Annotated in this window: 26 protein-coding genes; 16 read left to right on the top strand and 10 right to left on the bottom strand. The window is 47.2% G+C overall.

Annotation, left to right across the window (positions count from 1 at the left end):
- The first annotated feature begins 299 nt into the window (after window positions 1-299).
- The 7 genes from AB447_RS09220 to liaR all read left to right on the top strand — a co-directional run bounded on the left by AB447_RS09220 (window position 300) and on the right by liaR (window position 5,976).
- Window positions 300-1,274, top strand: coding sequence for a pectinesterase family protein (locus tag AB447_RS09220; protein ID WP_048353251.1), 975 nt, complete (start codon window positions 300-302; stop codon window positions 1,272-1,274).
- A 152-nt stretch (window positions 1,275-1,426) separates the two neighbouring features.
- Window positions 1,427-1,813: a protein liaI gene (locus AB447_RS09215; RefSeq protein WP_048353250.1), complete on the top strand. Its 387-nt coding sequence runs from the start codon at window positions 1,427-1,429 to the stop codon at window positions 1,811-1,813.
- 20 nt (window positions 1,814-1,833) lie between these two features.
- Window positions 1,834-2,517, top strand: a complete 684-nt coding sequence (liaH, locus tag AB447_RS09210) for a stress responsive protein LiaH (protein WP_048353249.1) — start codon at window positions 1,834-1,836, stop codon at window positions 2,515-2,517.
- A gap of 144 nt (window positions 2,518-2,661) precedes the next feature.
- A complete protein-coding gene (liaG, locus tag AB447_RS09205; RefSeq protein WP_048353248.1) occupies window positions 2,662-3,519 on the top strand; it encodes a LiaG family protein in 858 nt (285 codons plus the stop codon).
- 27 nt (window positions 3,520-3,546) lie between these two features.
- Window positions 3,547-4,278 carry a cell wall-active antibiotics response protein LiaF gene (gene liaF, locus AB447_RS09200; protein ID WP_048353247.1) on the top strand — a complete coding sequence of 244 codons (732 nt, stop codon included), beginning with the start codon at window positions 3,547-3,549 and terminating at the stop codon, window positions 4,276-4,278.
- Window positions 4,275-5,363 carry a two-component system sensor histidine kinase LiaS gene (gene liaS, locus AB447_RS09195; protein ID WP_048353246.1) on the top strand — a complete coding sequence of 363 codons (1,089 nt, stop codon included), beginning with the start codon at window positions 4,275-4,277 and terminating at the stop codon, window positions 5,361-5,363. Before liaF ends, liaS begins: the two co-directional genes overlap by 4 nt.
- Window positions 5,341-5,976 (top strand): two-component system response regulator LiaR, encoded by a 636-nt coding sequence (gene liaR / locus AB447_RS09190; RefSeq protein ID WP_048353245.1) that lies wholly within the window; start codon window positions 5,341-5,343, stop codon window positions 5,974-5,976. Before liaS ends, liaR begins: the two co-directional genes overlap by 23 nt.
- 39 nt (window positions 5,977-6,015) lie before the next feature.
- Here the strand turns inward: liaR and AB447_RS09185 are convergent, their stop codons facing one another.
- From AB447_RS09185 to AB447_RS09170, 4 genes are read right to left on the bottom strand one after another with little or no spacing between them, the layout of a single operon-like run.
- Window positions 6,016-6,414, bottom strand: coding sequence for a hypothetical protein (locus AB447_RS09185; protein WP_231592801.1), 399 nt, complete (start codon window positions 6,412-6,414; stop codon window positions 6,016-6,018).
- Between the two features lie 37 nt (window positions 6,415-6,451).
- Window positions 6,452-7,573 carry a Ger(x)C family spore germination protein gene (locus AB447_RS09180; protein ID WP_048353243.1) on the bottom strand — a complete coding sequence of 374 codons (1,122 nt, stop codon included), beginning with the start codon at window positions 7,571-7,573 and terminating at the stop codon, window positions 6,452-6,454.
- Window positions 7,570-8,670 (bottom strand): GerAB/ArcD/ProY family transporter, encoded by a 1,101-nt coding sequence (locus AB447_RS09175; RefSeq protein ID WP_048406930.1) that lies wholly within the window; start codon window positions 8,668-8,670, stop codon window positions 7,570-7,572. The genes AB447_RS09180 and AB447_RS09175 overlap by 4 nt, the downstream gene beginning before the upstream one ends.
- The gene (locus AB447_RS09170; protein WP_048353241.1) at window positions 8,630-10,081 is read right to left on the bottom strand and encodes a spore germination protein; all 1,452 of its coding nucleotides are present in this window, start codon (window positions 10,079-10,081) and stop codon (window positions 8,630-8,632) included. Before AB447_RS09170 ends, AB447_RS09175 begins: the two co-directional genes overlap by 41 nt.
- Before the next feature lie 137 nt (window positions 10,082-10,218).
- Between AB447_RS09170 and AB447_RS25140 the strand changes: the two genes are divergently transcribed.
- Both AB447_RS25140 and fumC read left to right on the top strand, forming a co-directional pair.
- Window positions 10,219-10,377 (top strand): YvzF family protein, encoded by a 159-nt coding sequence (locus AB447_RS25140; RefSeq protein ID WP_082142515.1) that lies wholly within the window; start codon window positions 10,219-10,221, stop codon window positions 10,375-10,377.
- A gap of 78 nt (window positions 10,378-10,455) precedes the next feature.
- Window positions 10,456-11,844, top strand: a complete 1,389-nt coding sequence (gene fumC / locus AB447_RS09165; protein ID WP_048353240.1) for a class II fumarate hydratase — start codon at window positions 10,456-10,458, stop codon at window positions 11,842-11,844.
- A 56-nt stretch (window positions 11,845-11,900) separates the two neighbouring features.
- Here the strand turns inward: fumC and AB447_RS09160 are convergent, their stop codons facing one another.
- The gene (locus AB447_RS09160) at window positions 11,901-12,770 is read right to left on the bottom strand and encodes a TetR/AcrR family transcriptional regulator (RefSeq protein ID WP_048353323.1); all 870 of its coding nucleotides are present in this window, start codon (window positions 12,768-12,770) and stop codon (window positions 11,901-11,903) included.
- 188 nt (window positions 12,771-12,958) lie between these two features.
- Between AB447_RS09160 and spxO the strand changes: the two genes are divergently transcribed.
- Window positions 12,959-13,123: an anti-adapter protein SpxO gene (gene spxO / locus AB447_RS26225; RefSeq protein WP_172796333.1), complete on the top strand. Its 165-nt coding sequence runs from the start codon at window positions 12,959-12,961 to the stop codon at window positions 13,121-13,123.
- 27 nt (window positions 13,124-13,150) lie between these two features.
- Here spxO and cssS read toward each other — a convergent pair whose 3' ends face one another.
- Both cssS and AB447_RS09150 read right to left on the bottom strand, forming a co-directional pair.
- On the bottom strand, window positions 13,151-14,491 hold the full coding sequence (gene cssS, locus AB447_RS09155; RefSeq protein ID WP_048353239.1) for a two-component system sensor histidine kinase CssS: 1,341 nt from the start codon (window positions 14,489-14,491) through the stop codon (window positions 13,151-13,153).
- Window positions 14,488-15,162, bottom strand: coding sequence for a response regulator transcription factor (locus AB447_RS09150; protein WP_048353238.1), 675 nt, complete (start codon window positions 15,160-15,162; stop codon window positions 14,488-14,490). Before AB447_RS09150 ends, cssS begins: the two co-directional genes overlap by 4 nt.
- A gap of 240 nt (window positions 15,163-15,402) precedes the next feature.
- Between AB447_RS09150 and AB447_RS09145 the strand changes: the two genes are divergently transcribed.
- Window positions 15,403-16,773 carry a S1C family serine protease gene (locus AB447_RS09145; RefSeq protein WP_048353237.1) on the top strand — a complete coding sequence of 457 codons (1,371 nt, stop codon included), beginning with the start codon at window positions 15,403-15,405 and terminating at the stop codon, window positions 16,771-16,773.
- A 39-nt stretch (window positions 16,774-16,812) separates the two neighbouring features.
- Here the strand turns inward: AB447_RS09145 and AB447_RS09140 are convergent, their stop codons facing one another.
- Window positions 16,813-17,277, bottom strand: a complete 465-nt coding sequence (locus AB447_RS09140; RefSeq protein ID WP_048353236.1) for a Dps family protein — start codon at window positions 17,275-17,277, stop codon at window positions 16,813-16,815.
- Window positions 17,278-17,354: 77 nt separating this feature from the next.
- Window positions 17,355-18,212 (bottom strand): SDR family oxidoreductase, encoded by an 858-nt coding sequence (locus AB447_RS09135; RefSeq protein WP_048353235.1) that lies wholly within the window; start codon window positions 18,210-18,212, stop codon window positions 17,355-17,357.
- Between the two features lie 111 nt (window positions 18,213-18,323).
- Between AB447_RS09135 and AB447_RS09130 the strand changes: the two genes are divergently transcribed.
- The 3 genes from AB447_RS09130 to AB447_RS09120 all read left to right on the top strand — a co-directional run bounded on the left by AB447_RS09130 (window position 18,324) and on the right by AB447_RS09120 (window position 21,865).
- Window positions 18,324-19,472 carry a D-alanyl-D-alanine carboxypeptidase family protein gene (locus AB447_RS09130; RefSeq protein WP_048353234.1) on the top strand — a complete coding sequence of 383 codons (1,149 nt, stop codon included), beginning with the start codon at window positions 18,324-18,326 and terminating at the stop codon, window positions 19,470-19,472.
- A gap of 83 nt (window positions 19,473-19,555) precedes the next feature.
- Window positions 19,556-21,334 (top strand): M3 family oligoendopeptidase, encoded by a 1,779-nt coding sequence (locus AB447_RS09125; protein ID WP_048353233.1) that lies wholly within the window; start codon window positions 19,556-19,558, stop codon window positions 21,332-21,334.
- 81 nt (window positions 21,335-21,415) lie between these two features.
- Window positions 21,416-21,865: a YusW family protein gene (locus AB447_RS09120; RefSeq protein ID WP_048353232.1), complete on the top strand. Its 450-nt coding sequence runs from the start codon at window positions 21,416-21,418 to the stop codon at window positions 21,863-21,865.
- Between the two features lie 67 nt (window positions 21,866-21,932).
- Here the strand turns inward: AB447_RS09120 and AB447_RS09115 are convergent, their stop codons facing one another.
- Window positions 21,933-22,910: an ABC transporter substrate-binding protein gene (locus AB447_RS09115; RefSeq protein ID WP_057957528.1), complete on the bottom strand. Its 978-nt coding sequence runs from the start codon at window positions 22,908-22,910 to the stop codon at window positions 21,933-21,935.
- Between the two features lie 150 nt (window positions 22,911-23,060).
- Between AB447_RS09115 and AB447_RS09110 the strand changes: the two genes are divergently transcribed.
- Window positions 23,061-24,062: a FecCD family ABC transporter permease gene (locus AB447_RS09110; RefSeq protein ID WP_048353231.1), complete on the top strand. Its 1,002-nt coding sequence runs from the start codon at window positions 23,061-23,063 to the stop codon at window positions 24,060-24,062.
- The gene (locus AB447_RS09105; RefSeq protein ID WP_048353230.1) at window positions 24,059-25,114 is read left to right on the top strand and encodes a FecCD family ABC transporter permease; all 1,056 of its coding nucleotides are present in this window, start codon (window positions 24,059-24,061) and stop codon (window positions 25,112-25,114) included. The genes AB447_RS09110 and AB447_RS09105 overlap by 4 nt, the downstream gene beginning before the upstream one ends.
- Window positions 25,115-25,116 lie beyond the last annotated feature (2 nt).

The following is a 25,116-nucleotide window of genomic DNA, read 5'->3' as shown; positions in this document are numbered from 1 at the left end:
GGTGCAAAACGCCCCCATAAAAAGCTGATGACGATCCATGACCTGCCTCACTTTATTCGAACGGGTCTGGTCATATAGAAACGAATTTATCATGGAAATAGGGGATTTAAACGCGATCATTACTTTATTCGTCATCGTCCAAAAAATGGGGAGACCGTTTTCAGGGAAATCGAAAATGCCTCATTTTTTCGTCAGAAGATATTTGGGAAAAATACTGAAATGGTATGAAACAAGGATTTCAGCCGTTTTCCGGCAGGGGAAAACGGATTTTTATCGTAAACCTTTAAGTAAGCGTTTTCATTAAAGGGAGGAATGCGAAAAAGGGCAACCGGGAAACAGCCGCCGTCCGCCTGACGGTTTCCAAAGATGGCGACGGGGCGTTCAAAACCGTGCAGGAAGCGGTTGATGCTTTACCGGAGTACAGTCGTGACAGAAAAGAAATCTTTATTAAAAAAGGCATTTATAAAGAGGTGGTTCACATTCCGGCGACAAAGCCGTTTGTGACCCTGATAGGCGAAAGCAAAACCGGAACCGTTATCACGTATGACAATTACGCCGGAAAGGAAAAGGAGGGAGGCGGAAGGTACGGAACGAGCGGAAGTGCCACGGTCTTTATCTATGCCGATCACGTTCAAGCCGAAAATATCACATTTGAAAACTCGTTCGATCGAACGAAAGTCGACACGGACGGTACGCAGGCGGTGGCCGTTTATGCCAAAGGCAGCCGAATCGTTTTCAAGGATGCGAGATTTTTAGGAAGGCAGGATACGTTATTCGCAAATGACGGGACACAGTATTTTGACCAATGCTATATTGAAGGCGATGTCGATTTTATTTTCGGCGGAGCGAGAGCGGTCTTCGAGCATTGTCATATTCATAGTGCCGACCGCGGCTCTGCCGCCAATAACGGCTATATCACGGCTGCAAGCACGCACATCACAAAACCGTTCGGCTTTTTGTTCGCTGGCTGCACCCTCACAAGCGATGCGGCGGACGGAACGGTTTATCTCGGCCGCCCGTGGCACCCCGGGGGAGACCCTGACGCCATTGCGAGCGTTTTATATCAAAACTGTTCTTTGGGCGCTCATATTAAGCCGGAGGGCTGGACAGATATGTCCGGATTTTCGGCTGCTGATGCAAGGCTTTATGAATATCGGAACACAGGTCCCGGAGCCGTGCCTCATCAGGAGAGAAGGCAGCTGTCCGATGAGGAGGCGGAAAGCTGGACGATTGAAAACGTATTAGATGGCTGGAATCCGAAAATAGAATCATAGCTTGCCAAAGAGGAGCGGAGTTTTCGCTCCTCTTTGTGCGGTCTTACAGGAATTACGACTCTGGTCTGACGATAAAATCAATCCGTGACTCGTTTTGTCGAACGCGGAATTTGACTATAGTGAATATATGATCTCGGAAAGGAGGAGCAGACATGAATATAACAGGGAAATCAGTCATCGGCTTTTTATTGATCCTGTTTGGCATCTCGCTGTTTTTCGGAGGCGGCCAAATCGGAGGATTAATTGCAGGGGCAATCGGAGCTGTGCTTTTATTCTACGGAATCAAAAAATGGAATGACGGCCGGTTTGCGAGCGTCATTTTGCTCATCATCGGCTTCATGTTTCTCGGAGGGGCGCTGCCGTTTCTGATAGGCGTGGCAGTCTCCGCTGCGCTGATTTATTTTGGCTGGAGCATGATGAAGCAGGGAGGCAAAAAAGAAGAGAACGGATTTTATTCAGAAAGCAGCAAGCCTTCCGCAGCCTCATACGACACCGGCTTTGATGCGGAGTGGGAAGACTTTTTAAAAAAGAAACAATAATGATAAGGAGGAAGCATGTAATGGCATTTAAAAGAATCAGAGACATGTTTGTCGCATCGATCAATGAAGGATTGGATAAAATCGAAAACCCGCGGGTGATGCTTAATCAATACGTTCGCGACATGGAAAACGACATTTCAAAGGCAAAACATACGATTGTCAAACAGCAAACGATCGCGCAAAGCTTTAAAGGAAAGCATGAAGAAGCTGACAAATTGGCAGCCAAACGGAAAAATCAGGCGCAGCTTGCATTTGATGCAGGGGAAGAGGAGCTTAGCAAAAAGGCTCTTTCAGAAATGAAGTATTTCGAACAAAAAGCTAGAGAATACAAAGAAGCATACGAGCATGCGCACAAGCAGCTCGCTGAATTGAAAGAACAGCTGCAGACGCTTGAGGTCAAGCTCCGCGATGTAAAGGACCGCAAACATGCTTTAATCGCGCGGGCAAACGCGGTGAAAGCAAAAGAGCATATGAACGCTTCCTTCAATAAAATCGACAGCGAAAGCGCGTACCGCGAATTTATGAGAATGGAAAACCGCATTGAAGAAATGGAGGCAAGGGTGAACAGCTATGCCGAGCTGTCAGCGTCTTCAGGCAGTCCGTACAGCCGCGTTGAATATGCGAAAGAGGTTGAAGAAGAGCTTGAAAAAATGCGCGCAAAAAAGGTCGGTCTCGAAAAACAGCCCGCAGCCGGAAATGAATAAACCGGGGCTTTAACAGCACCCTTTTAGCCTGGTGGAAGAGCGGCGCCCCCTGCCGTCTTCCCTTTTCACAATTTTTGATTTCTTTCAAGGACAACTTTCCTTATAATAAGGAGCATACACTTACTGCCGAAAGGATTTATCCGAATGAAAAAAACGGTTGGCAAACTGATGATTATAGCCGGCATCCTGATTCTCGCCGCCTTGGCGTTTAACGGCGGCCGCGGCCTTTTCTTCAGCCCGGAGAAAACGCTTGATTCAGCCAGCGCTTCGCCAAAGAAAATCAAAAGCATCGACATCCGTTCAAAAAGCGTCACGGTGACGGTTAAAGCGGAAAACCGCACTGACATAGACGCCGAACTGTCGGGGTCAAACGCGCGGCTGAAATCGTCCGAGCGGGGAGATGCGCTTGAGCTTTCCGTTCAGCAGGAGGGCTTCCGCTTCTTTTTCTTCCAAAAAAACGAACTGATTGTTAAAATTCCTAATGAATATCAAGATAATCTGTCCATTACCTCCGGCAGCGGAAATGTAAAAATAAGCGGTGACGGTTTATCGTTGCAAAAGGTATCCCTGAGCTCGGGAAGCGGCAACCAGAAGCTCGACGGTTTAGCAGCGAAGGAGCTTTCGGTAAGAGGGACATCGGGAAACATTCGGCTCGAAAACGTTGAAGCGGAGGAAGCCGATGTTCGCTCAACATCCGGGAATACAAAGCTTGATCGTGTCAAAGGAAAGTTTGCCGTCAAGCAGACGTCGGGCAGTTTGGAGGCTGCTTTTTCGGCGGTTGATGCCCCTTTACGCATCAATCAGACCTCCGGAAATGTCAAGCTTGAGCTTCCTGATGACGCGGACATCAGACTGAAAGCAACACTGACGAGCGGAAACATCAAACATTCCTACCCGTTTGATCATACAGAAGGCGACAAACGGACGCTGATTGGAACAAAAGGAAATGGCAAGAATAACATTGAGATTTCGTCCACAAGCGGGAATGTATCGATTGATTAATTGGAAAGAGAGGGGGCCGGAGTCAGCATGCGTCTTACAAAAAAACAACTGATCGGATTGTTCATCGTCCTTTTCGGGATCAGCGTATTTTTACAAAACAGCGGGCTTGGCGACGCGTTGTTCTGGCCGCTCGCCTTTCTTCTTGCCGGATATTTTTTTCATAAAAGTTCACGCCGCTGGCTCGGCTCTGTCATGTATATTTTTGCGGGCTTTTTGCTTCTGAAAGAAATTTTCAGCATTACATTCAGCCTGTTCGGCTTCTTTTTTGCCGCCTTTTTAATTTATGCGGGCTACAGGCTTGTCACAAACCAGCCCGTTTTTGACCGCGATCAGCCTAAAGCGCATGAGAAAGAAAAGCTGGACGCCGAACCGCTGCGGCAAAAAAAGAGCGCCGGCCAGCGCAGCTTTTTCTTCGGCGATGTCAAATACATGAAAAAGCCTTTTGATTTAAACGATTTGAATATTTCCGGGTTTATCGGGGACGTCAAAATCGATTTGTCCAAAGCGATCATTTCAGAGGGCGAAAATACGATCGTCATCACGGGGCTGATCGGCGATGTCGACATCTACATTCCGTCGGATCTTGACGTCTCCATCAGTTCTTCGGCGTTTATCGGCGACATCGATATCATCGGCGAGAAAAAAAGCGGCTTCGGCAACCAAATTTACACCGAGTCTAAACATTACGAGCAGTCGGCAAGACGGGTAAAGATCTCGATTTCCCTGTTTATCGGTGACGTGGATGTGCGGTTCATATGAAAACGAACAGGCTTGCAAATATTCAATGGCGTTCCGTCCGTTTGTCCATGGGTGTCAGCTTTACGATCTTTTTTGCCGTATTGGGATTCATGCTCTTTTATTATCAGCTCGACCCGCGGGTGCTCATCGCTTCGAGATGGTTCGGCATCCCGTTTATCATTTTGCTTTTGTTGATCAGCGCAGCCGTCGGGTTTGGCGCAGGGTACGTGTTTGGCAACAGGCTGAAAAAGCGTCTCGAAAAGTTGATCGAATCGATTTTAAAGTATGAAAACGGCAATTTCGCATACCGCATTCCGTCAATGGGTGAGGATGAAATCGGGCTCGCCGCCGATCAGCTCAATGAAATGGCCGAACGAATCGAACGGCAGGTCGCTTCCCTGCAAAAACTGTCAAACGAAAGGGCCGAATGGCAGGACCAGATGAAAAAATCCGTCGTATCAGAAGAGCGGCAGCGGCTTGCACGGGAACTGCACGATGCCGTGAGCCAGCAGCTTTTTGCGATTTCGATGATGACCTCCGCCATACTGGAAGGAATCGCCGCTTCGGCTGATGAAAAACTCACGCAAAGGCTGAAGATGGTCGAAAAAATGGCGGCCGACGCTCAGAGCGAAATGAGAGCCCTGCTTCTGCACCTCAGGCCCGTCACGCTTGAAGGCAAAGGCTTGAGGGAGGGGCTCAGCGAACTTTTGAACGAGTTCAAAGCGAAGCAGTCGATGGATATCGACTGGGAAATCGAGGATACAGGAAAGCTTCCAAAAGGCGTTGAAGATCATTTGTTCAGAATCGTTCAAGAAGCGCTGTCAAACGTTTTCAGGCATTCGAAGGCGACGAAAGTCTCCGTCAGGCTGCTCCTGAGAAACCGGCAGCTCCAGTTGAAGGTCATTGATAATGGGGAAGGATTTCAAATGGACTCCGTTAAAACGTCTTCGTACGGATTAAATTCGATAAAGGAGAGGGCCAGCGAGGTCGGCGGAGTGGCGGAAATTATATCTTTTTCAGGAAAAGGGACGCAGGTTGATGTGAAAGTTCCGATTTTTGATCAAGAAAAAGGAGAGAAACAAGGTGATTCGAGTACTGCTGATTGATGATCATGAAATGGTAAGAATGGGGCTTGCAGCTTTTTTGGAATCCCAGCCGGATATCGAGGTAATCGGAGAAGCTTCGGACGGCAGGCGCGGTGTTGAGCTGGCTGTTGAGATGAAGCCTGACGTCATTTTGATGGATCTTGTGATGGAGGGGATGGACGGGATTGAAGCAACAAAGGAAATCTGCAGACAGCTTTCCGGCCCGAAAATTATCGTGCTGACAAGCTTTATCGATGATGATAAAGTCTATCCGGTCATCGAAGCCGGCGCCTTCAGCTATTTGCTGAAAACGTCGAAAGCCGGCGAAATCGCAGACGCGATCAGGGCGGCCAGCAATGGAGAACCGAAGCTTGAAGCCAAGGTGGCGGGAAAAGTGTTATCAAAGCTGAGGCATTCTTCGAGTGAGACTCCGCCGCATGAATCATTGACGGCAAGAGAAATGGAAATCCTCAAACTTGTGGCAGAGGGGAAAACAAACAAGGATATTGCAGACGAATTGTTTATCACCATTAAAACGGTGAAAACCCATGTGACAAACATCCTCTCCAAGCTTGAAGTCGATGACCGGACGCAGGCCGCCGTCTACGCCCACCGAAACAAGCTTGTTCAGTAGCAAAAACGAGAAAAAACAGCTTTCGTGTGAAAGCCGTTTTCAGCCGTTCCAATATTTGCGGTCATCAGTCTTGTGAAGTGCGAAAGAATCTGATCCGAAATGTTCTCCGGTTTGTTTCGCCGGCCGGCTCAATTCAGCTTGATTCTCTTCCTCCGGCGCGGTGCCGCCTTTTTGGAAAATGGAATCGAGTTTTTCGGCCAGGACTGCATTGTTCTTTTCCTGCAATTCGATCAGTTTGCTGATGCCGAGCAAAATAAATCCGCCGATGATGCAAAAAGCCGGGGTTGAGAGGTACGAGCCAACCGTAAAAAACAGCATCGACCGGGAATCCTCCATAAATGGATCATACGCGATATCATTGATTATCAAGCCGGACAGAATGATCGCTGCCGCAATCAGGACAATGCCTGTCACCTGTAATATCCGTTTCAAGCTCATCACCCTTTCAAAAACATTCTAACAGAAAAGCGGGCGCCTATCTTTTTTTCGTCTTTCCTTTCGTGCCAAAGTCCTGAACAATTGCATCAATATGGTAGTTGATGTCGGCTTCCGAGAATTTCTCGTCCCAGCGGTATTTGTCTTTTTGCCATTCCTTCGGATAGTTGATGCGGGCGTATTCAGCAAGCTTTGTGACATCCGTTTTTAAATCGTTCTGCATACGGTGGATCACGCGGGTGACCCGCTGGTGGATGTCTCTTTCAACCGCTTGTTCAATCGCATTGACATATGTTTCATTGAAAGAATCCTCACCTCTGTACCAGTCCTCTGACAGCCTTCCTTTGATCTCCGAGTGAATGTCAAATTTGTATTTTCCGTTTTTCCTCGTTGTATGAATCCGGTGATTCATCGAAAATATTTCATACGAAAAAAGATGCCCTTTGTGCCTGGAGTCGATGACTCCGCCGTTTACTCTGCCGATCAGCAAATTCAGCGCTTCAATATCAGAGGATGATATATCGGCGTAATACCGGTTTTTTTTAATGACCGATCCGCCGTCAACCTGGATCTGACCGCCTTTTTCGACGACTCTAGGCATGATGAAAGACAGGCCCATCTGCATTCTGATTGAAATATCCCCCAATGTAACCGGCTCGAGCAGCTTGATGGTCGACGCCCTGTTTTCTGAGACATTATGGATGATTTCAGAAGCGGGGTCTCCCGAATCATCAATGTTCAAAAGCTTGCTCGGCGATCCTGGCGTAATATAGACCTCGCTGCTTCTCCGTAGGCTGTTGTCCCTGATGAACTGATTGATTAAGGCGTCAAGGGCAATATCCGACACGAGTTTTTCCGAAAAAATGATGACCTGGAGGTGCTGCGAGAAAACAGGGAAAACTTTTAAGGCTGTTGACCGGATCGTTTGATGAATCGTAGTCCCGGAAGTTGACACGACTTTGGTCGGATCCTCGCTGCCCGCATTTTGGCCGATCTTTTTCGGATCGAGGATCTGGTACGATAACTTTACCTTTTTATCTCCCTCGCCTTTATCAACGCCAAGGCCGATGGCGATGCTAAACTTTTCGATCTGCCGGCTGTCCCAGCAGCCCGTCAGCAAGAGCAGCAGGGACAGCACCGCCAATATCCCCTTTTTTTTCACGATGCTTTAAACCTCCTTTTAGCGGCGACGAGCAAAAAGATCAGGATCGGAAGCACGCAAAACACGATGAGAAAGATGTATCCCAAATAATCGCTGAACACGATAACGTAATTGCCGTCTTTCAGCAAAATCGATATAAGGAACGTAATCGCCCCGACGAATAAAACGTTTTTCTTAATGGACCATCCGAATATATTTTTAAAGCCTGACGCCGCAAAATAGGTATAGACGACATATGTTGTGTAAAATTGAATCGTCCATATGACGAGCAAAAAGGATTCGAACCTTTCGATGAAAATGCCCTGGATTTCAAACGACTGGAACAAGGAGATCGTCGGCCAGATCATCGTCATGACCTCAGACGCGGTCATCGCTCCTACGACCACACAGAACGTTAAAATATACAATATAACCGGAATGCTGAATCCGATGACAGAAGCTTTGAACAGTTTTTTCTTATTTCTGAGGTATTTGGGCAAAAACATCATTAATTCGACACCCAAAAAGGAAACAGAGACAACCGTCAAACCGTTTTTGACCGGACCGAGCCCAAGTCCGAGGACAGGTCTTAAATTATTGATTTGAAACATCTTTAAACTCAAGCCATAAACGGTAAGAAGAATGACGAGGGTGATAATGAGAAAAAACGGGAAAATTTTCGCCATGTCGCTGATCCCGCCGATGATCAAATAGATCGCGCAAATGATAAACGCAAAAATCGTCACGCCCATCGGGGTGAACTCTAGCAGAAAAAATTTCACCATCTCAGCCATCGCTCTTGCTTCAAAGCTGGCCACCCCAATGAAATATAAAGCAATCATGAGGTTAAGAATATTTCCGATCAGCACGCCGCAGCCCTCTTTTGTATAATTAAAAAAAGAATCAACATTGTGCGTTTTGACGATTTTGGCGTTAATGTAGATGATAAGTAGAAAAACAATGCCTTCAAAAATGATAACGAGCCAGCCGTCGGGGGAGAGCATTTCCCGCGTCAGCGCTCTCGGGAGCGTCAGCAGGCCGGCGCCCAGCATCGTATTTGTAATAATGGCAGCGCCTTCATACCCGCTTATCCGTTGCTGTTGATTTTTTTGAGCCATGATTGTCATTCACCTCGCATTTCTTTATTGGTAGCCGGATGATGGCTTCATCCGAACGCTTTAAGCTGAAAAAGTTATTCGGGTTAAAATACGGCATGCCGAAGCTTCTCTGCCTGACCAAATGGGTGAAAATGACGAGCATGACCAGGATGATCCCGAAGAGTCCAAGTACTGCTGCGACCAGCATGGACAAAAAGCGCAATACCCGAAACGACAGACCCATGCCGTATTGCGGAACCGTAAACGATGCAAGGGCGATGATGCTGACGATGATGACCATGACAGAGCTGACGATGTTGGCTTCGACCGCAGCCTGGCCGATGACCACACCTCCCACCAAACCGATCGTCTGCCCCAGCGGACTTGGAAGACGCAAGCCTGCTTCACGCAAAAGTTCAATCGTTACTTCCATGATCAGCGCTTCAAGGAGCGGCGGAAATGGCACGTTTTCCCGGGTGCTGGCGATGGTAACAGCCAAAGCCGTCGGCAGCATGCCCTGGTGAAACGAGACAAGAGAAATGTAAAACGCCGACAAAAACAGCGTGATAAAAATCGAACTGAAGCGCAAAAGTCTGATCAGGGACGTGGCGATCCATCTCTCATAATAATCGTCCGGAGACTGCATCACCATGCCGAAGGATGCCGGAACGATCAAGGCATATGGCGAATGGTCGATAAAGACGGCGATCCTTCCGTTTAACAGGGCGGACGACACTTTGTCCGGCCGTTCGGTGTTTTGGATCTGAGGAAAAGGCGAATATTTGTTATCTTCGATCAATTCCTCAAGGGCTCCCGAGTCTTGAATGTCATCAGGCCTCACTTTTTTCAGACGCTTTTTCAGCTCCGATAAAATCGACTCATCCGCTTTGTTGTTGAGGTATAAAATCGTTGCTTTTTTATACTTGCTTTTTCCGATCGGAAGCTTTTCAACGGTCAGATCGTGATCGGGGACGCGCTGTCTGATCAGCGCCACATTTGTATCTGTATCCTCGATAAAACCGACTTTCGGACCTCTTACGACATTTTCGGTTTTCGCCTCTGATAAGCTTCGTTTCTTTTTTTCTGCGGTCGGGAGCATAAAAACGGTATTGATCCCGTTCACGAGGAGGATGCATTGGCCGTGAAAAAGCTTATTAAGCGCAGACTCAACCTTGTAGACCGATTCGGCATTCAGCTTGTTCAGCTCTGCGGTAACGTCTTCCAATGATAGGGATTTTTCATCTTTGCAAAGCATCTTGGCGGCTTTTTGCAATTTCGCTTCGTCGCTCAATTCATTGAAATATAAAAAATAAAAAATGACTCCGTTTTTCAGCATTTTTTTATTTTGAACGAGGTCGTCGTTATGTTCGACGTGAGGAAGAAGCAATGCGAGATTTTCATGGATGTGATCCTTGAATTCCGACTGGTTCACGCTGACCACCTGCCCTGTAAGTTTCTGAATTTGGATATAGGTTATCTTATCCTGTAAAAAAAACAATATACTGTGTTACAGTAGTGTTTGGCGAAATTTTCATTACAACAGAGACGGAGTGAGGCAGTTGGCGCAAAATCAGATTAACGGGGAAGCAGGATGAAATCGAAAGCATCATCCGCTCTTTTTCCAAACATTATGACGTGTCATATGTATCAAAGGAGTACGGAAAGACAAACCCTAAATATAAATACAAAAAAGATTCGCGGGTTTATATTGAGCTAAAATTAAAATAAAGCTAAAATTTAAATAAGAGGGTTTTTAAAAGTTTTATTGAAAGTAAAGATGTAGACTAGAGAAGGAAGGGATACATAGTGGATTACAGAATTGAAAAAGATACGATGGGTGAAGTCAAGGTTCCCGCCGATAAGTTTTGGGGAGCCCAAACGCAGAGAAGCAAGGAGAACTTTAAAATCGGTTCTGAGAAAATGCCGCAGGAAATTGTGTATGCGTTTGCAATTTTAAAAAGAAGCGCAGCCATTGCGAATGAAAAGCTTGGAAATCTTGAAGCGGAAAAGGCTGAAGCGATCGCGTCCGTTTGCGACGACATTTTAAAAGGCAAATATGACAGCCACTTCCCTCTTGTTGTCTGGCAGACGGGAAGCGGTACGCAAAGCAACATGAACATGAATGAAGTCGTCGCCAACAGAGGCACGGCCTATCTAAAGGAAAAAGGCTCAAGCTTGAAAATCCACCCGAACGATGATGTCAACCGCAGCCAAAGCTCAAACGACACATTCCCGACAGCGATGCACGTCGCGGCGGTTCTGGCGATTTACGAAAAGCTTGTTCCGGCGATTGACCGCTTGAGAGACACGCTGAATGAAAAGGCTGAAAGCTTTCAAGATGTCGTCAAAATCGGCCGCACTCACTTGCAGGATGCGACGCCGCTTACGCTGGGGCAGGAAATCAGCGGCTGGGTGTACATGCTTGACCGCTCTAAGGAAATGATCCTGGAAGCGACGGAGAAAGTCCGCGATCTTGCCATCGGAGGCACGGCGGTTGGAACAGGGATCAACGCCCATCCGGAATTCGGCAGCAAGGTTGCCGAAGAAATCAGCAGCCTGACCGGGCAGTCTTTCCGAAGCTCACCGAACAAGTTCCACGCGCTGACAAGCCACGATGAACTGACACACGTTCACGGCGCACTAAAAGCGCTTGCAGCGGATCTGATGAAAATCGCCAATGATGTCAGATGGCTGGCAAGCGGGCCGCGCTGCGGCATCGGCGAGCTGACGATTCCTGAAAATGAGCCGGGAAGCTCCATTATGCCGGGTAAGGTTAACCCTACGCAAAGCGAAGCGCTGACAATGGTGGCATCACAGATCATGGGGAATGACGCGACGATCGGATTCGCGGCAAGTCAGGGCAACTTTGAATTAAACGTATTCAAGCCGGTGATCATTTACAATTTCCTTCAATCGGTGCAGCTTCTTGCTGACGGCATGAATTCGTTCCACGACAAATGTGCCGTGGGCATTGAGCCTCATCGTGAGACGATTGAAAAGAACCTGACCAATTCGCTGATGTTAGTTACGGCTTTAAACCCGCACATCGGCTACGAAAATGCAGCAAAAATCGCAAAGCTTGCCCATAAAGAAGGGCTGACGCTGAAAGAAGCCGCCCTTAAGCTCAATCTGTTGACAGAAGAGCAGTTTGACGAAGTGGTCAAACCGGAAGAAATGGTCAAGCCTAAAGCATAAACGAAAACGGCCGCACAATTGCGGCCGTTTTTCCTGTTCCGCCGGTCACACGGAATTCAGGAGGACCTTTTGACCAGGCGGTCGAGCTTGTCCGCTTCTTTACGAAGCGCTTCATATTCCTTTATATTCAGCAGCATTCCTTTGATGATCGCGTTTTTCGGCTGCCGTTTCTTCAGCTCGTCCTCCAATATGTCAAGGCTTTCCGTCAGATCGCTTGGGGGGGCACCGTCAAAGTGTTTGTCAGCCTTGATCCGCATTTCTTTGATAAGCGCTTCTTTCAGGGGATCGAACGTATAAAACGGGCCGAACCACTCGTCCGCTTTTTCGATGGAAATCAGGGATTTTTCTTTCCGTTTCATCATCCCATTCGCAAGATCATCGAGGCGGTTCAGTATATGTCCGGCAAGCGTATGCAGATCGAAAGAGTGATGCAGCAAAATCATCAATTCAAGATAGACTTCGCTCATTCCGCTGATCATAAAGCACAGCTCAGCGCTGTACGGATCGATGTCCTTTCCGTATATGTTCCGAATGTTTTCGATATGGAGCCTGAGGGTGGCCGAGCGCATTTTTTTGGCAAACGCTTCAATTTCTCCGTTCACGGGAAGCGGCCGTTCCATGAATTGCATCTGAATAAACTCTTTATGTTCGAGAATATTTTCAAAAAAAACGATGAGCTGCTTTCGGTAAGCATCGCGAGGATTGTCATTTTCCGTCTGGATTTTATGGATCCGCGTAAACACTTTGTCATAGTAATAGTGAAGCACAGAAAGGAGAAGCGCTTCCTTCGATTTGAAATAGATGTAAAAAGCGCCTTTTGAGATTTGGCATTCCTTCGCAATTTCTTGAACTGAAGTTGAATTATAGCCTTTTTTGGCAAAAAGTTTAATCGCTGTTTCAATAATGGCTTTCTCTTTTTGTTTCACGTCTTTCACCTTCCCGAAAGGTTGCCGCCCTCCGTTTTTTGCGGGCGCACGGTCTGACTGGCGGGTCAATTCTTTTGTCCCGTTATATTTTTAACTAGATTGTAACTTGTTTTTTTGTTTGATATTATTTATATTATAAAGTAAGGTGACCGAGTGGTCAAAAATATGCTAAGAAAGGGTGAAGTTTGTTGAAAGAAATCGATGAAATGATCAGCCGACTGCGCAGCCGGGGCATTAAAGTGGACAAGGTCAAATACCCTAAACACATACTGACGGAAAAGAAATGGTTAAAGCAGCCGAAGAAAACGGTCAAACCGAATTACCGAGATTTTAACGGCTATTCGTTTATTTAGAAAAAAGACTGCAGCTGAAACTACAGTCTAATTTCTTGGAACGGATATTGAGTAACATACGCCGGTTTGATCATTCCGAATGGTCATATCAGCATGATGGAGCGTCAAAATTCGTTTAACGATGCTGAGTCCGATGCCGAATTCGCCTTTCTTCCCTTTATTAAAAGGCTCGTACAGGCTCGAAAGCATCTCTTCTTCGATGTGTGGTCCATCATTTCTAATCGTGATCATGATCTGTTTTTTCGTCGATTTGACGGTGATTTCGATGAGCGTTTCCGCATAGCGGATTTGGTTTTCAAGGACGTTTTCCAACAGCTTGCTCCATTGTTCCTGATCACCCGTCATTACTGTTTCCTCTTCAAGATCAATCTTCCAGTCAAGCTCTTTTTTAGACCATCTTAAACGTTCGACCACTTCTTCAATGACCTCTTGAATATTAAACGTTCCATAATGTCTTTCCTGTTTTAATAAATAATCCAGCTTTGTCAGGTAAAGCAGATCTTTAATCTTCTTTTCAAGCTTTTCGGCTTCGCCTTCGATGACTTGAATCGTGTTTTCAAGGTCTCCTTTGGGGTAAATGCCGTCTTTGATCGACTGTGTATAGCCGCGGATGACCATGACGGGCGTTTTCAAGTCATGTGAAATGTTTTGCAGAAGCGTGCGCTCTGTTTCATCTTTTTGAATCAGTTTCTGACGCATGTCCTCAATGGTATGGCCGAGCTTTCCGATTTCGTCTTCCCTGTCGACGATGACCGGATCATCCCAGTCCTGTTTGGAAATCCGCTTGACGTGTTTTTCGAGTGTGACCAGCGGCCTTGACAAATATTTTGCCAGCCATATGGACGGAATCCAGCTCAGCAGAATGACGACGGCAAGAATGAAAAAAAGCTGTTTGAACAGCGTGTATGATAAGTCGTCCCGATAGGAATCAAGCGCATAGGACAATAAAAGAAACGTCTCGTCCTGGGTGCTGATTTTTTTCAGGACAAAGAAGATGTGCTGGCCGTTGACGGTCTCCGAATACCTTTTGGATGCTGAGTCCTGTTTTTTCGCCAGCTTCTGCACCTTTGAGATAAAGGAGTCCGGCAGAATTTGCGGATTTTGATAGACGGTCCCCTTTTCTGGCAACAGGACGTGCTGAACATAGCGGTTTGCGCTTCGCGAGTTTCCCCCAAAGCCTCTGTCAGGCGAGTCGGAAAATCCGTATTGTGTCAGGACGTGTTGTTCGTTTTCAATGTTTGTGTAGATCTCATTTGTAAAAAAATTGCGTAATGTGTTAGAAAAGAGAAACATCAGCAAAATCGAAACGGTTAATAGAATTCCGCAGATGACCGTCCAGATTTGAAAGGCGAGCGATTTATTTTTCATGCTTTCAACATCCTGTATCCAAATCCGTAAATGGTTTCTACTTTAAGGTCGGGCATTTTTTTGCGCAGCCTTCTGACCAGATCGTCAACGACGCGGTCTGTTCCGAAGTAATCCTCTCCCCAGACATGGGTCAGAATATCTTCCCTTGAGAAGGCGCGGCCCTGATTGTTCATGAAAAGGAGCAGCAGATCGAATTCCTTTGACGTCAGACTGATCTTCTTATCATCTTCATACACTTCCCTCAAGCTTTCGAACACCCGGTACTTGGCAACGGACAACCCTTTTTTATGATCCGGCGCGTCTTTCTTATAGATCAGCTTGAGCAGCTTTTGAACGCGGATGATCAGCTCCCGCGGAAGAAAAGGCTTTGATATATAATCGCTGCTGCCGAGTTCGAGACCCAGCACTCTGTCGATATCCGCATCCCGGGCTGAAATGAAGATGACCGGGACGTCGGGATCTTCATTTTTTATTTCTTTTATTAGCGCATAGCCGTCGATATCTGGTAACATAATATCGAGAATCCATAAATGAGGTGACTGGCCGATGTGCTGTCTGGCGCTTTCGCCGTTTAGAAAAGACGTGACATGCCAGCCTTCACTCTCTAAATATTTCGTCAGCAGTTCATTTAAATTCTCTTCATCTTCAACTAGATAAATGGTGTATGACAAGGGGTTCACATCCTTTCTACGTCATTATACTAGTTTTAACATAAGTCTGGTCGATTTTCATAATTTCACATATTCTTTTCATTTTTATCCCACAATGTTTGGCTAGGATGCTGATAAGGGAAGAAAGGAAAATTGTAATTGTGAAAATATAAGGCCGGGTGTCTCTTTTTTTGCGCGTGTTAAAGCTTTCTGCCATTTTCGGATAGTTGAAGATAAGAAAAACAAAGGAAGTGTACGCTTATGGATGTTAGACGCGATGACGAACGCAAAAGAGAAAATGAACAGCCATTGCAGGAAGAGGCGAAAATACCGCAAACGGCAAGTTCCGAAGAGCAAGAGCCGGAGCAGCCGATAAAGAAGCCCGAGCTGATTATGAAACAGGATACAGATGAACAGTCAGATAATATGTATAAAGAAACAGCGGCAGCTTTGGAAAATGCAAAGGAAACAAGAACGGCAAAAGAAAAGCGGCGCAAGGCTTCATGGCTGAGCCCGATTTTGGGAGGCATCATCGGGGGCGGCCTCGTCCTCGGCATTTCGCCGTATCTGCCGGTCGATAAACATAACGATGCCGTTAAAGAAAGCCAGACGGAACCGAAACAATCGCAAAATTTTTCGACAAAGCCCGTGACAGATGCCGATAATGTTCCGGATATGGTTGAGGATTTGGAGTCGACGATCGTCGGGGTTTCCAATATTCAAACGAGCTTCGGTTTTTCTGAGGATGACGTGGAAGAAAGCGGAACAGGATCAGGCGTCATCTTTAAAAAAGACGGGAAAAAAGCTTACATCATCACGAACAACCATGTTGTTGAAGGGGCCACAAAGGTGACCATCTCTTTATACAACGGGAAAACGACGGATGCGAAAATCATCGGCAGCGATGCCTTAACAGATTTGGCTGTTTTGGAGATTAGCAGCAAAGGCATTGATAAGGTTGCAAGTTTCGGAGATTCCTCAAAACTGCGCGCCGGCGAAAAAGTAATCGCGATCGGGAATCCTCTCGGCCTGCAATTTTCGCGAACGGTTACAGAAGGAATCATCAGCGGCGTCAACCGGACGATCGAAGTGTCGACGTCTGAAGGGAAGTGGGATATGAACGTTCTTCAGACAGATGCCGCGATTAATCCGGGGAACAGCGGCGGACCTTTGATCAACAGCGGCGGACAGGTCATCGGCATCAACAGCTTAAAGATCAGCCAAACCGGCGTTGAATCGCTTGGTTTTGCCATTCCGAGCAATGACGTTGAGCCGATCGTCGATCAGCTGCTGGACAAAGGAAAAGTCGTACGGCCGTTTTTAGGCGTTCAAATGATCGATATGCAGCAGGTTCCTGAGCAATATCAGCAAAATACGCTCGGTCTCTTTGGCGACCAGCTGAATAAAGGCGTTTACGTCGACAAAGTCTCGCCTGGATCGCCGGCTGCTGACGCAGGAATGAAAGCCGGTGACGTTATCGTGAAAATGAACGGCAAAAGCATTGAAACGACTTCTGATTTGAGGAAGATTTTATACACCGAAGCGAAAGCGGGAGATACAGTCTCGTTTGAGGTTCTGAGAAAAGGAAAAGAAAAAACGCTGAAAGCAAAGCTTACGGAAAGCAAATCATAACATTGAAAGCCATGGCAGCTGTGTGCCATGGCTTTTTTGTTACTCACCCAAAAATGAAGAAAGCATCCAAATTTGTTTATCAATTTCCTCAGTCAAGCCGATATAAAGGTCAGCGGTGGCATTGTCTGATTTTTCTTCCGCAAGCTCGATAATATGTTCGATTTCCTTGCGGATTTGGCGGTAATCGCTGACAAGCGCGGAAACCATGTCAGACGCCGTTTTTTCAGTGCTTGCCTCTGAGATGGTGCCGTGATCAAGGTATTCTTTCATCGATGCGAGCGGCTGTCCGCCGATAGCTAATAATCGTTCAGCGACAACATCGGCCGTTTCTGCAGCATGGTTGTAAAGCTCTTCGAATTTTTCGTGAAGTGTGAAGAACTGCGGTCCTTTTACATACCAGTGAAAGCGGTGAAGCTTCGTATAGAGGATGAACCAGTTTGACAAATTCGTGTTAATTGAGTTTTCAAGTACCGGATTTTGCTGTTTTAATTGTTGAGAGATCATGTGATTTCCTCCTCGTGTTTTTCATTTGTTAATTATATTATAACAAATATAAAATTAAAATCAATACTAAATTATAATTATTTTAAATAACGTTTTTGATCGAGCTTTTTGCTGACGGCCCGCTCCCAAAAACGCCACGGAAGGAATGAATGCAAAAAGATCAGCAGGCGGACGCCTTTGCCGATCGGATAACGGAGTTTTTTCAGCCGTTTTTTCAACGCGAGCCTGCCGATCAGCTCTGCCACTTCTTCCGGGTTTCCGTAATTGCTCCGGCTGTCGGCGATGTAGGCTGAGATTCGTTCAAAGTATGGGCCGTATTCCGAATCAGGCTTAGGAAAAGCGACGTGCTCCGTAAAGGAGGTATCCCAAATTCCCGTCCTGTATGAGCCTGGCTCAACGACGGCAACGTCAATGCCGAAAGGTCTGAGCTCAAGGCGAAGGCTTTCGGAAAATCCTTCAACCGCGTGTTTTGAAGAAGCGTAAGGCGAGAAAGCCGGAAAAGCGATCTGTCCGCTTATGCTGCTGACATTGATGATTTTTGCCCCGGCGTTTTTTTTCATATGAGGGAGGACGGCTTTGGTCACTGCGATGAGGCCGAACACATTTGTTTCATATTGGTTGCGGTAATCGGACAATGACAAATCTTCGGTAAATCCACCGAAAGCCGTTCCCGCATTGTTAACGAGAAGATCAACCGCTCCGTACTCCTTCAGCTTGTCTGAGAATGATGCGACCGATTCTTCTTTTGTTACATCCAGCTCCATCACCGCGATTGAAGTTTCGGCATTGCAGGCCGCAATCTGTTGTTTTAATGCTTCGGCTTTTTCGGGATGTCTCACCGCCGCAATGACAAAATGCGTGCCGGCGAGCTTCAAAGCGGTCAGCAGTCCGATTCCGCTGCTTGCCCCTGTTACAATTGCAGTTTTATTTTTCAATGAATTTCCTCCGTTCGAATGCTTATTGACTAATAACCCTTGCAGGGGGAAATAAATCGTTGCTAAAATTTTAAAGACCTATTTTTCAAAAAAGTAAAGCAAGGTGAGACGATGGACGGCAAATTAACCTTCCTGCTTCTTATTGTACTATGCCCGGCGCTGTTTTTTCATGGTTCGGCAAAAGCCGCCGAAAAGCACATGAAAAGCGTTTCCGCTATTTTGATCGATGAGAAGTCGGGACAGGCCATTTATGAAAAAAACAGCAGCAAAAAAATGTATCCGGCCAGCATCACAAAAATCGCCACGGCGATTTATGCCATTGAGAAAGGAAATTTGAAGGACGATGTTAAAATCAGCAAAAAAGCTGCTGAAACGGAAGGGACAAGCGTTTATTTGGAGAAAGGGGAAATCGTTCCGCTCAGGAAGCTGCTTCAGGGGCTGCTGATGAATTCCGGAAACGATGCCGGAACGGCGATCGCTGAACATATGAGCGGAAGCGTTGAACGGTTTGCCGGCGATTTGAACGCGTTTGTCGCTGACCGGGCCGGCGCGGTCGATACACATTTCACCAATCCTCACGGGCTGTTTGACAAAAATCATTACACGACAGCCGCAGACATGGCGAAAATCACGGCATATGCCATGAAAAACGAGACGTTTCGGGTGCTTTTTTCAGAAAAGGAGACAGCCTGGCACGGCAAGACGTGGGATACAACGCTGAAAAACCATCACCGGATGCTCATCGGAGAAATTCCGTACAAAGGGATTACAGGGGGGAAAAACGGATTTGTGAATGAATCAAAGCATACGCTTGTGACGACGGCCGCGCGCGGTCAGCTTCACTTGATCGCCGTTGTGATGAAGGCCGATGATCAAAAGACGATGTACGATGACACAAAAACGCTGCTGGATAAAGGATTCAACGGCTTTGAAACCGTTACATACGAAAAGGGCAGACAGTTCACAGATCAAGACGGCGTACGGCATAAGCTGACGGAGCCATTATTTGTTACGAAAAAGAAGGGGGAAGCGCTGAAGGAAAAGCTGGGAAGCGACGGGGCCCTAAAGATTGAAGGTGAAGACGGCAGACTGATTCGTTCCCTGCAAATCGCTGAAAAACCTGAAGGCGATGACCAAACCAGCGGCATCGCAGGCGCACGGAATGAACAGCAGCTAAGCGGCGGGTTGTTCCTGTTTCTGCTCGGCTTATTTGGGCTTATCACAACAAGCTATGCGGTAAAACGGCTGCGGCAGCTTTAGAAGCTGGAGCCGTCTTTTTTTTTTAACCCGGACAGGTAAATTTATCTTATAATGGAATCATTACGAAAAAAGGGGGACTGGTCATGGCTTTACAGCATCTGAAGGATACGTGGGATCTCGACGTCTTTTTTAAAGGGGGAAGCGATTCCCCGGCTTTTCAAGCATATTTAAAGGAGATTAAAACCTTGATTTCTTCTTTTAAGGAGAAAGCCGATGCCCTTGACGGAGCGAAAGCGGAGTCCGGCGGACTAAAAGACGCGATCGAACTTTTTGAGACAATCGATGTGAAAATCAGGCAGTCAGACGCATATGTCGGCTGTCTGCAAGCACAGAACATGACAGATTTAAAAGCGAACGCCCTCAATTTTGAAGTAACCCGGCTGAATGCGGATTTCCAAAAGGTTCTGGTCATTTTCGACAACAAGCTTGCCGATATAAATGAAGCCCTTTGGGAAAAGGTTCTCAATGAATGTTCAGACATCGCTTTTATATTAAATGAGAGAAGATCGAGGGTGAAAGAAAAGCTCGGAGCAAATCAGGAATCGCTGATCGAAGGCCTTGCCGTCGACGGGTATCATGCGTGGGGAGATTTATACAACAGCATCATCGGTCAAATCCAGATTCCTTATGAAGAAGACGGAGAAACGAAAATCCTCTCGGTCGGACAGGCGAACAACCTGACATCCAAGCCGGACAGGAAGATCCGCAAATCCGTATCCAAAAATCTTGACCATGCATGGGAGCAGCACGCAGACCTTTTCAGCAGCACGCTCAATCATCTGGCGGGTTTCAGGCTGAACGTTTACGAGGCGAGAGGCTGGGAAGATGTGCTGAAGGAGCCGCTTGAAATCAACCGGATGAAACGGGAAACCCTTGATGCGATGTGGCAGGTCATTATCGACCATAAACAGCCGTTTGTCGATTATCTCAAGCGTAAGGCTTCCCTTCTCGGTTTGGAGAAGCTGGACTGGTTTGATGTCGATGCACCGCCAGGTTCGGCTGCAAAGGAATATTCATATGACGAGGCGGCCAATTTCATTACCGAGCAGTTTGAAACGTTTGGCAAAAAGCTTTCTTCATTTGCAGAAAAAGCGTTCAAAGACAGATGGATTGAGGCGGAAAACAGAGGCGGCAAACGGCCTGGCGGCTTTTGCGCCAACTTTCCGGACAGCCGCCAATCGAGAATTTTTATGACTTATTCCGGAAGCGCCTCTAACGTGTCAACCCTCGCCCATGAGCTTGGCCATGCTTTTCATCAGGAAGTCATAATGGACGTAAGGCCGATGAACAGGGCGTATGCGATGAATGTGGCGGAAACCGCTTCAACCTTTGCGGAGATGATCACAGCCGATGCCGCTTTGCAACAGGCTGATTCAGATGAAGAAAAGCTCGTCCTCCTTGAGGATAAAATTCAGCGCAGCGTCGCCTTTTTCATGAATATACACGCAAGGTTTTTATTTGAAACCCGATTTTATGAAGAGCGCAAAAACGGCGTCGTTTCCGCCGGCAGGCTGAACGAGCTCATGGAAGAGGCCCAAAGGGAAGCATTCTGCGGGGCGCTTGGCGAGTACCATCCGTATTTTTGGGCTTCAAAGCTGCATTTTTATATTACGTCGATCCCGTTTTATAATTTTCCGTATACGTTCGGCTATCTGTTCTCGCTCGGCATCTATTCAAGAGCGCTGAAAGAAGGGCAGGCGTTTGAAGAAAAATATATCGCGCTTTTAAAGGATACGGCTTCCATGACGGTTGAAGATCTGGCAATGAAACATCTCGGCGCCGATTTGACAAAGCGCAATTTCTGGGAAGAAGCCATCGCCCTTGCCGTCCGGGATGCAGAACAATTTTTGGCGCTGACGTAAAAAGAGTCATCCTCTTATTGAATGAGTTACAGCAAACGTGGATATACCTAAGAATAATGTGCATATAGGAGATGAAACTGTATGAACGTATGTCGGATGGCCTCGATTGCTGTGCTCATCGTTTTGCTAAACGGCTGCCAGGCGGCGCCCGGGACATATCCGGAAGGCCGGAAGGCGGCTATAGAGGATGCGCCCGTTTCAGATGTAAAAAGCGTACCGTTCGATTTGTTTGCGCTGAAGGTAAACTATGGGGACGGAAAACACAATACATTTGAAGCAAGATACCAGAAAAAGGAGCATGAAGAAGCTGAAATCAAAGACAAATTGAATGATGCGGACCGTGAAGGGGAAGAAGCGTTAAATGAAATGAAAATGGTGTTAAGCGAACTCCCGGTGTCCAAATCTGAAAAAGAATCGGCAGTCATTTGCAATGTACTTGAGGCATTTAATCTAGATAAAGGATACGACCGGTTTCAGCTGAGGGTGACATGGCCAGATGGAACGTCAAAAGTATATATCGGTAAATCGTAAAGGAGCACCCTCTCTTATGAGGGATGCTCCTTTTTAGTTTGCATTCGCAGTTTGGCAGTGAGTGTCTTTATGATTTGAGAAAATATGTTTCGATGTCATTGAGAAACAGGTTTGCCGCTTTTACGCCGCCGGCCGTCGTCCAGATGGCGTCATCGACTTCGTGCGCATTTCCGGATTTAACGGCATTCAGCTTTTTCCAAAGCGGATCGCTTGTCCAATCGTGTTGCCATGTGAGCGCATCTTTTTTGCTTTCAGCCGGCTGATATGTGAAGTAAAACAGGACATCCCCGTCCATTTCCGGAATCGATTCTTTGCTTTCCGTCATAAAAGCAAATTTGTCTTTTTGCTTTTCAAACAGCTTTTTCTGCTTGTCCGGGAAATCGAAGCCAAGCTGTTTCAAAATGATTCCCGGGAATGAGTCTTCATAATAAATCCTCGATTGGCCGGCCATAAATCTGATGACGGAAACCCGTTTCTTTTTCTTGTCGCCGAGCTTTTCGCTTAAGTCGCTGACGCGTTTATCAAAGTCCTGTAACACTTCTTTTCCTTTAGCCTCTTTGTTGACCGCTTTCGCATAGAGCGAGAAGTTGTCTTTCCATTCGCCGCGGAGCGTTTCGGAGAAAACCGTAGGTGCGATTTGGCTCAGCTTGTCATATATTTTTTCCTGCCTCATTTTATTCCCGATGATTAAATCAGGCTTCAGTTCGGCGATCGCTTCGATATTCGGCTCGCCTTCGAGTCCGACTTCTTTAACGCCTTTCATCTCATCTTTGATATGGCTGTACCATGGATCGCCCGTCCACGATTTGACCGCGCCGACCGGCTTAATCCCGAGTTCCAGCAGCGCTTCCGTTCCTTCGTTTGTCAGTACGACGACCCTTTTGGGATTAGCCGGAACTTTAGTCTCAGTGCCCATCGCGTGTTTTACGGTTATCGTATCCTTGCTTTTACCGCCTGACGAGCCGTTTTGATTGCCGCCGCTGCATGCAGCAAGGGTTGAAAGCGTTAACATAGAGATGAATCCAATCATTAACCACTTTTTCATGTGCGTCCTCCTTAGAGTGAAAATCATTTTCATTCTGATCTTAATTTTGTCCAAGAATTTTGTCAATTGTTAATTGAAAATGATTTTCAAGATCAGTGTAATCTGATACAATAATGAGTAGATGTGGAGTTAAAGTAGGAGAATTGAAATATGCTCTTTACGACAAATAGATATAGAACGATCGCACTACTAGCTTTCATTTTGATTTTAATTGCCGCCGTTTGCTTAAGCATCGTCTACGGCTATACCAATACGTCCTGGACGACGGCCTACAAAGCGTTCACCGATTTTAACGGTTCAAACGAGCACCTTGTTATACAAAACGTGCGTTTGCCGCGCGCCCTGATCGCCGCAGTTGTAGGCGCTTCTCTCGGCGTTGCCGGGGCTTTGATGCAGGCGATGACGAAAAATCCCCTTGCATCTCCCGGGATATTCGGCATAAACGGCGGAGCCGGCTTTTTCGTGGTCGGCGCTCTGTTTTTCTTTCATGTCGGTTCGCTTCAGGCGATAGCGTGGATTTCGTTTTTTGGCGCCGCTTTTGCTGCTTCAGCCGTCTATTTTATCGGCTCACTCGGAAGGGAAGGATTGACTCCTGTGAAGCTGACCCTTGCCGGAGCGGCAATGACGGCATTGTTTTCTTCATTGACGCAGGGAATGCTGTCCGTCAATGAAGCGGCTTTAGAACAGGCGATCTTTTGGCTCGCGGGATCTGTGCAAGGACGCAGCCTCAGTCTGCTGACCTCTGTCCTGCCGTATATCGTGCCGGCGTTCATGATCAGTTTTTTGCTGGGTTCCAAGATTAATATTTTGACGATGGGAGAGGACGTGGCCAAAAGCCTCGGGCAAAAGACGTGGCTGGTCAAAGCGCTGATGGCGCTGTCCGTCATTCTGCTTGCCGGCGGATCGGTGGCGGTTGCCGGACCGATCGGCTTTATCGGCATTGTGATTCCGCATTTTGCGAAATACATCGTCGGCCAGGACCATCGCTGGGTGCTTCCTTATTGCGCCGTGCTGGGTGCGATTTTGCTCGTCGCCGCCGATATCGGCGCGAGGTATCTGATCATGCCTGAAGAGGTGCCGGTCGGTGTCATGACTTCAATCATTGGAATCCCCATTTTTGTGTACATAGCGAGAAGGGGGTTCCAACATTGAAAAATTATCGTACACTTCGGATCGGAAAAGGCGGCGTTTCCTTTTTGATCGGCCAAAAAGCGCTGTTTTCACTCATCGTCTTATTGCTGGTTACCGTGTTTGCCGTCGTAGTCAGCGCAGGTGTCGGCGAACGGTTTATATCACCGGGCACCGTCATGCGGACGTTTTTTGGCATCGGTGATCCTGCGGATGAGCTGATTATTATGTCATTCAGGATGCCGAGGATTTTGGTCGCCTTGTTTGCGGGAATCTGTCTGGCTGCATCCGGTGCCGTCCTTCAAGGGCTGATCCGCAACCCGCTCGCGTCGCCCGACGTTATCGGCGTGACCGGCGGAGCAGCTGTTGCCGTTGTCTTGTTTCTCATGCTGTTTTCCGACGGCACTGGCGCGCTGACCGTCAGCATCGGCTGGCTTCCTGTCGCCGCGTTTATCGGGGCGGCTTTGGCGGGAATGCTCGTTTATTTTCTGTCTTATAAAAACGGCGCCTCGACTTTTCGGCTTATATTGATCGGCATCGGTTTTTCGATGCTGGCCCAGTCTTTGACGACGCTGTTTATGATGAAAGGTCCGATATACAGAATATCGCAGGCAAATGTTTGGATTACCGGATCAGTATATGGATCGAACTGGCAGGATGTGTACATTTTAATCCCGACGGCGTTCATTCTTTTGCTGGTGTGCGCCGCAGCTTCCAGAAGCGTCAACATTCAGACGCTCGGGGAAGAATTGGCGACGGGTGCGGGGAGCTCCGTTCAGCGGAACCGCTTCCTGCTCCTTCTACTCAGCACCGCTCTTGCCGGAATTGCTGTCGCTTTTGCCGGAACCGTCGGATTTGTCGGCCTGATGGCGCCTCATATCGCAAGACGGCTTGTCGGCTCTTCATTCGGCGCCCTCCTGCCGGTCGCATCGCTGATCGGCGGATTGCTCGTGCTGACGGCTGATATCATCGGCAGAACGCTGTTTTCTCCCGTTGAAGTCCCAGCCGGCGTATTCACAGCCGCGATCGGCGCCCCTTACTTTATCTACTTGCTGTATAAAAGCAGAAACCAATAAAA

It is taken from the genome of Bacillus glycinifermentans, assembly GCF_001042475.2.
In the GTDB taxonomy this organism is placed as follows: Bacteria; Bacillota; Bacilli; order Bacillales; family Bacillaceae; genus Bacillus; species Bacillus glycinifermentans.
The sequence above is the reverse complement of the archived record's forward strand: the minus strand, read 5'-3'. Positions and strand labels throughout refer to the sequence as shown.

What these genes read in the sequence shown, in the direction of transcription:
- AB447_RS09185 (WP_231592801.1), bottom strand. Translation starts at nt 6,414, where the DNA reads ATGAGCTTGAAACGGATATTACAGGTGACAGGCATTGTCCTGATTGCG.
- AB447_RS09130 (WP_048353234.1), top strand. Translation starts at nt 18,324, where the DNA reads ATGGACGGCAAATTAACCTTCCTGCTTCTTATTGTACTATGCCCGGCG.
- AB447_RS09145 (WP_048353237.1), top strand. Translation starts at nt 15,403, where the DNA reads ATGGATGTTAGACGCGATGACGAACGCAAAAGAGAAAATGAACAGCCA.
- liaH (WP_048353249.1), top strand. Translation starts at nt 1,834, where the DNA reads ATGGCATTTAAAAGAATCAGAGACATGTTTGTCGCATCGATCAATGAA.
- cssS (WP_048353239.1), bottom strand. Translation starts at nt 14,491, where the DNA reads ATGAAAAATAAATCGCTCGCCTTTCAAATCTGGACGGTCATCTGCGGA.
- AB447_RS09110 (WP_048353231.1), top strand. Translation starts at nt 23,061, where the DNA reads ATGCTCTTTACGACAAATAGATATAGAACGATCGCACTACTAGCTTTC.
- liaS (WP_048353246.1), top strand. Translation starts at nt 4,275, where the DNA reads ATGAAAACGAACAGGCTTGCAAATATTCAATGGCGTTCCGTCCGTTTG.
- AB447_RS09120 (WP_048353232.1), top strand. Translation starts at nt 21,416, where the DNA reads ATGAACGTATGTCGGATGGCCTCGATTGCTGTGCTCATCGTTTTGCTA.
- AB447_RS09125 (WP_048353233.1), top strand. Translation starts at nt 19,556, where the DNA reads ATGGCTTTACAGCATCTGAAGGATACGTGGGATCTCGACGTCTTTTTT.
- AB447_RS09115 (WP_057957528.1), bottom strand. Translation starts at nt 22,910, where the DNA reads ATGAAAAAGTGGTTAATGATTGGATTCATCTCTATGTTAACGCTTTCA.
- liaG (WP_048353248.1), top strand. Translation starts at nt 2,662, where the DNA reads ATGAAAAAAACGGTTGGCAAACTGATGATTATAGCCGGCATCCTGATT.
- AB447_RS09175 (WP_048406930.1), bottom strand. Translation starts at nt 8,670, where the DNA reads ATGGCTCAAAAAAATCAACAGCAACGGATAAGCGGGTATGAAGGCGCT.
- AB447_RS09215 (WP_048353250.1), top strand. Translation starts at nt 1,427, where the DNA reads ATGAATATAACAGGGAAATCAGTCATCGGCTTTTTATTGATCCTGTTT.
- liaF (WP_048353247.1), top strand. Translation starts at nt 3,547, where the DNA reads ATGCGTCTTACAAAAAAACAACTGATCGGATTGTTCATCGTCCTTTTC.
- AB447_RS09140 (WP_048353236.1), bottom strand. Translation starts at nt 17,277, where the DNA reads ATGATCTCTCAACAATTAAAACAGCAAAATCCGGTACTTGAAAACTCA.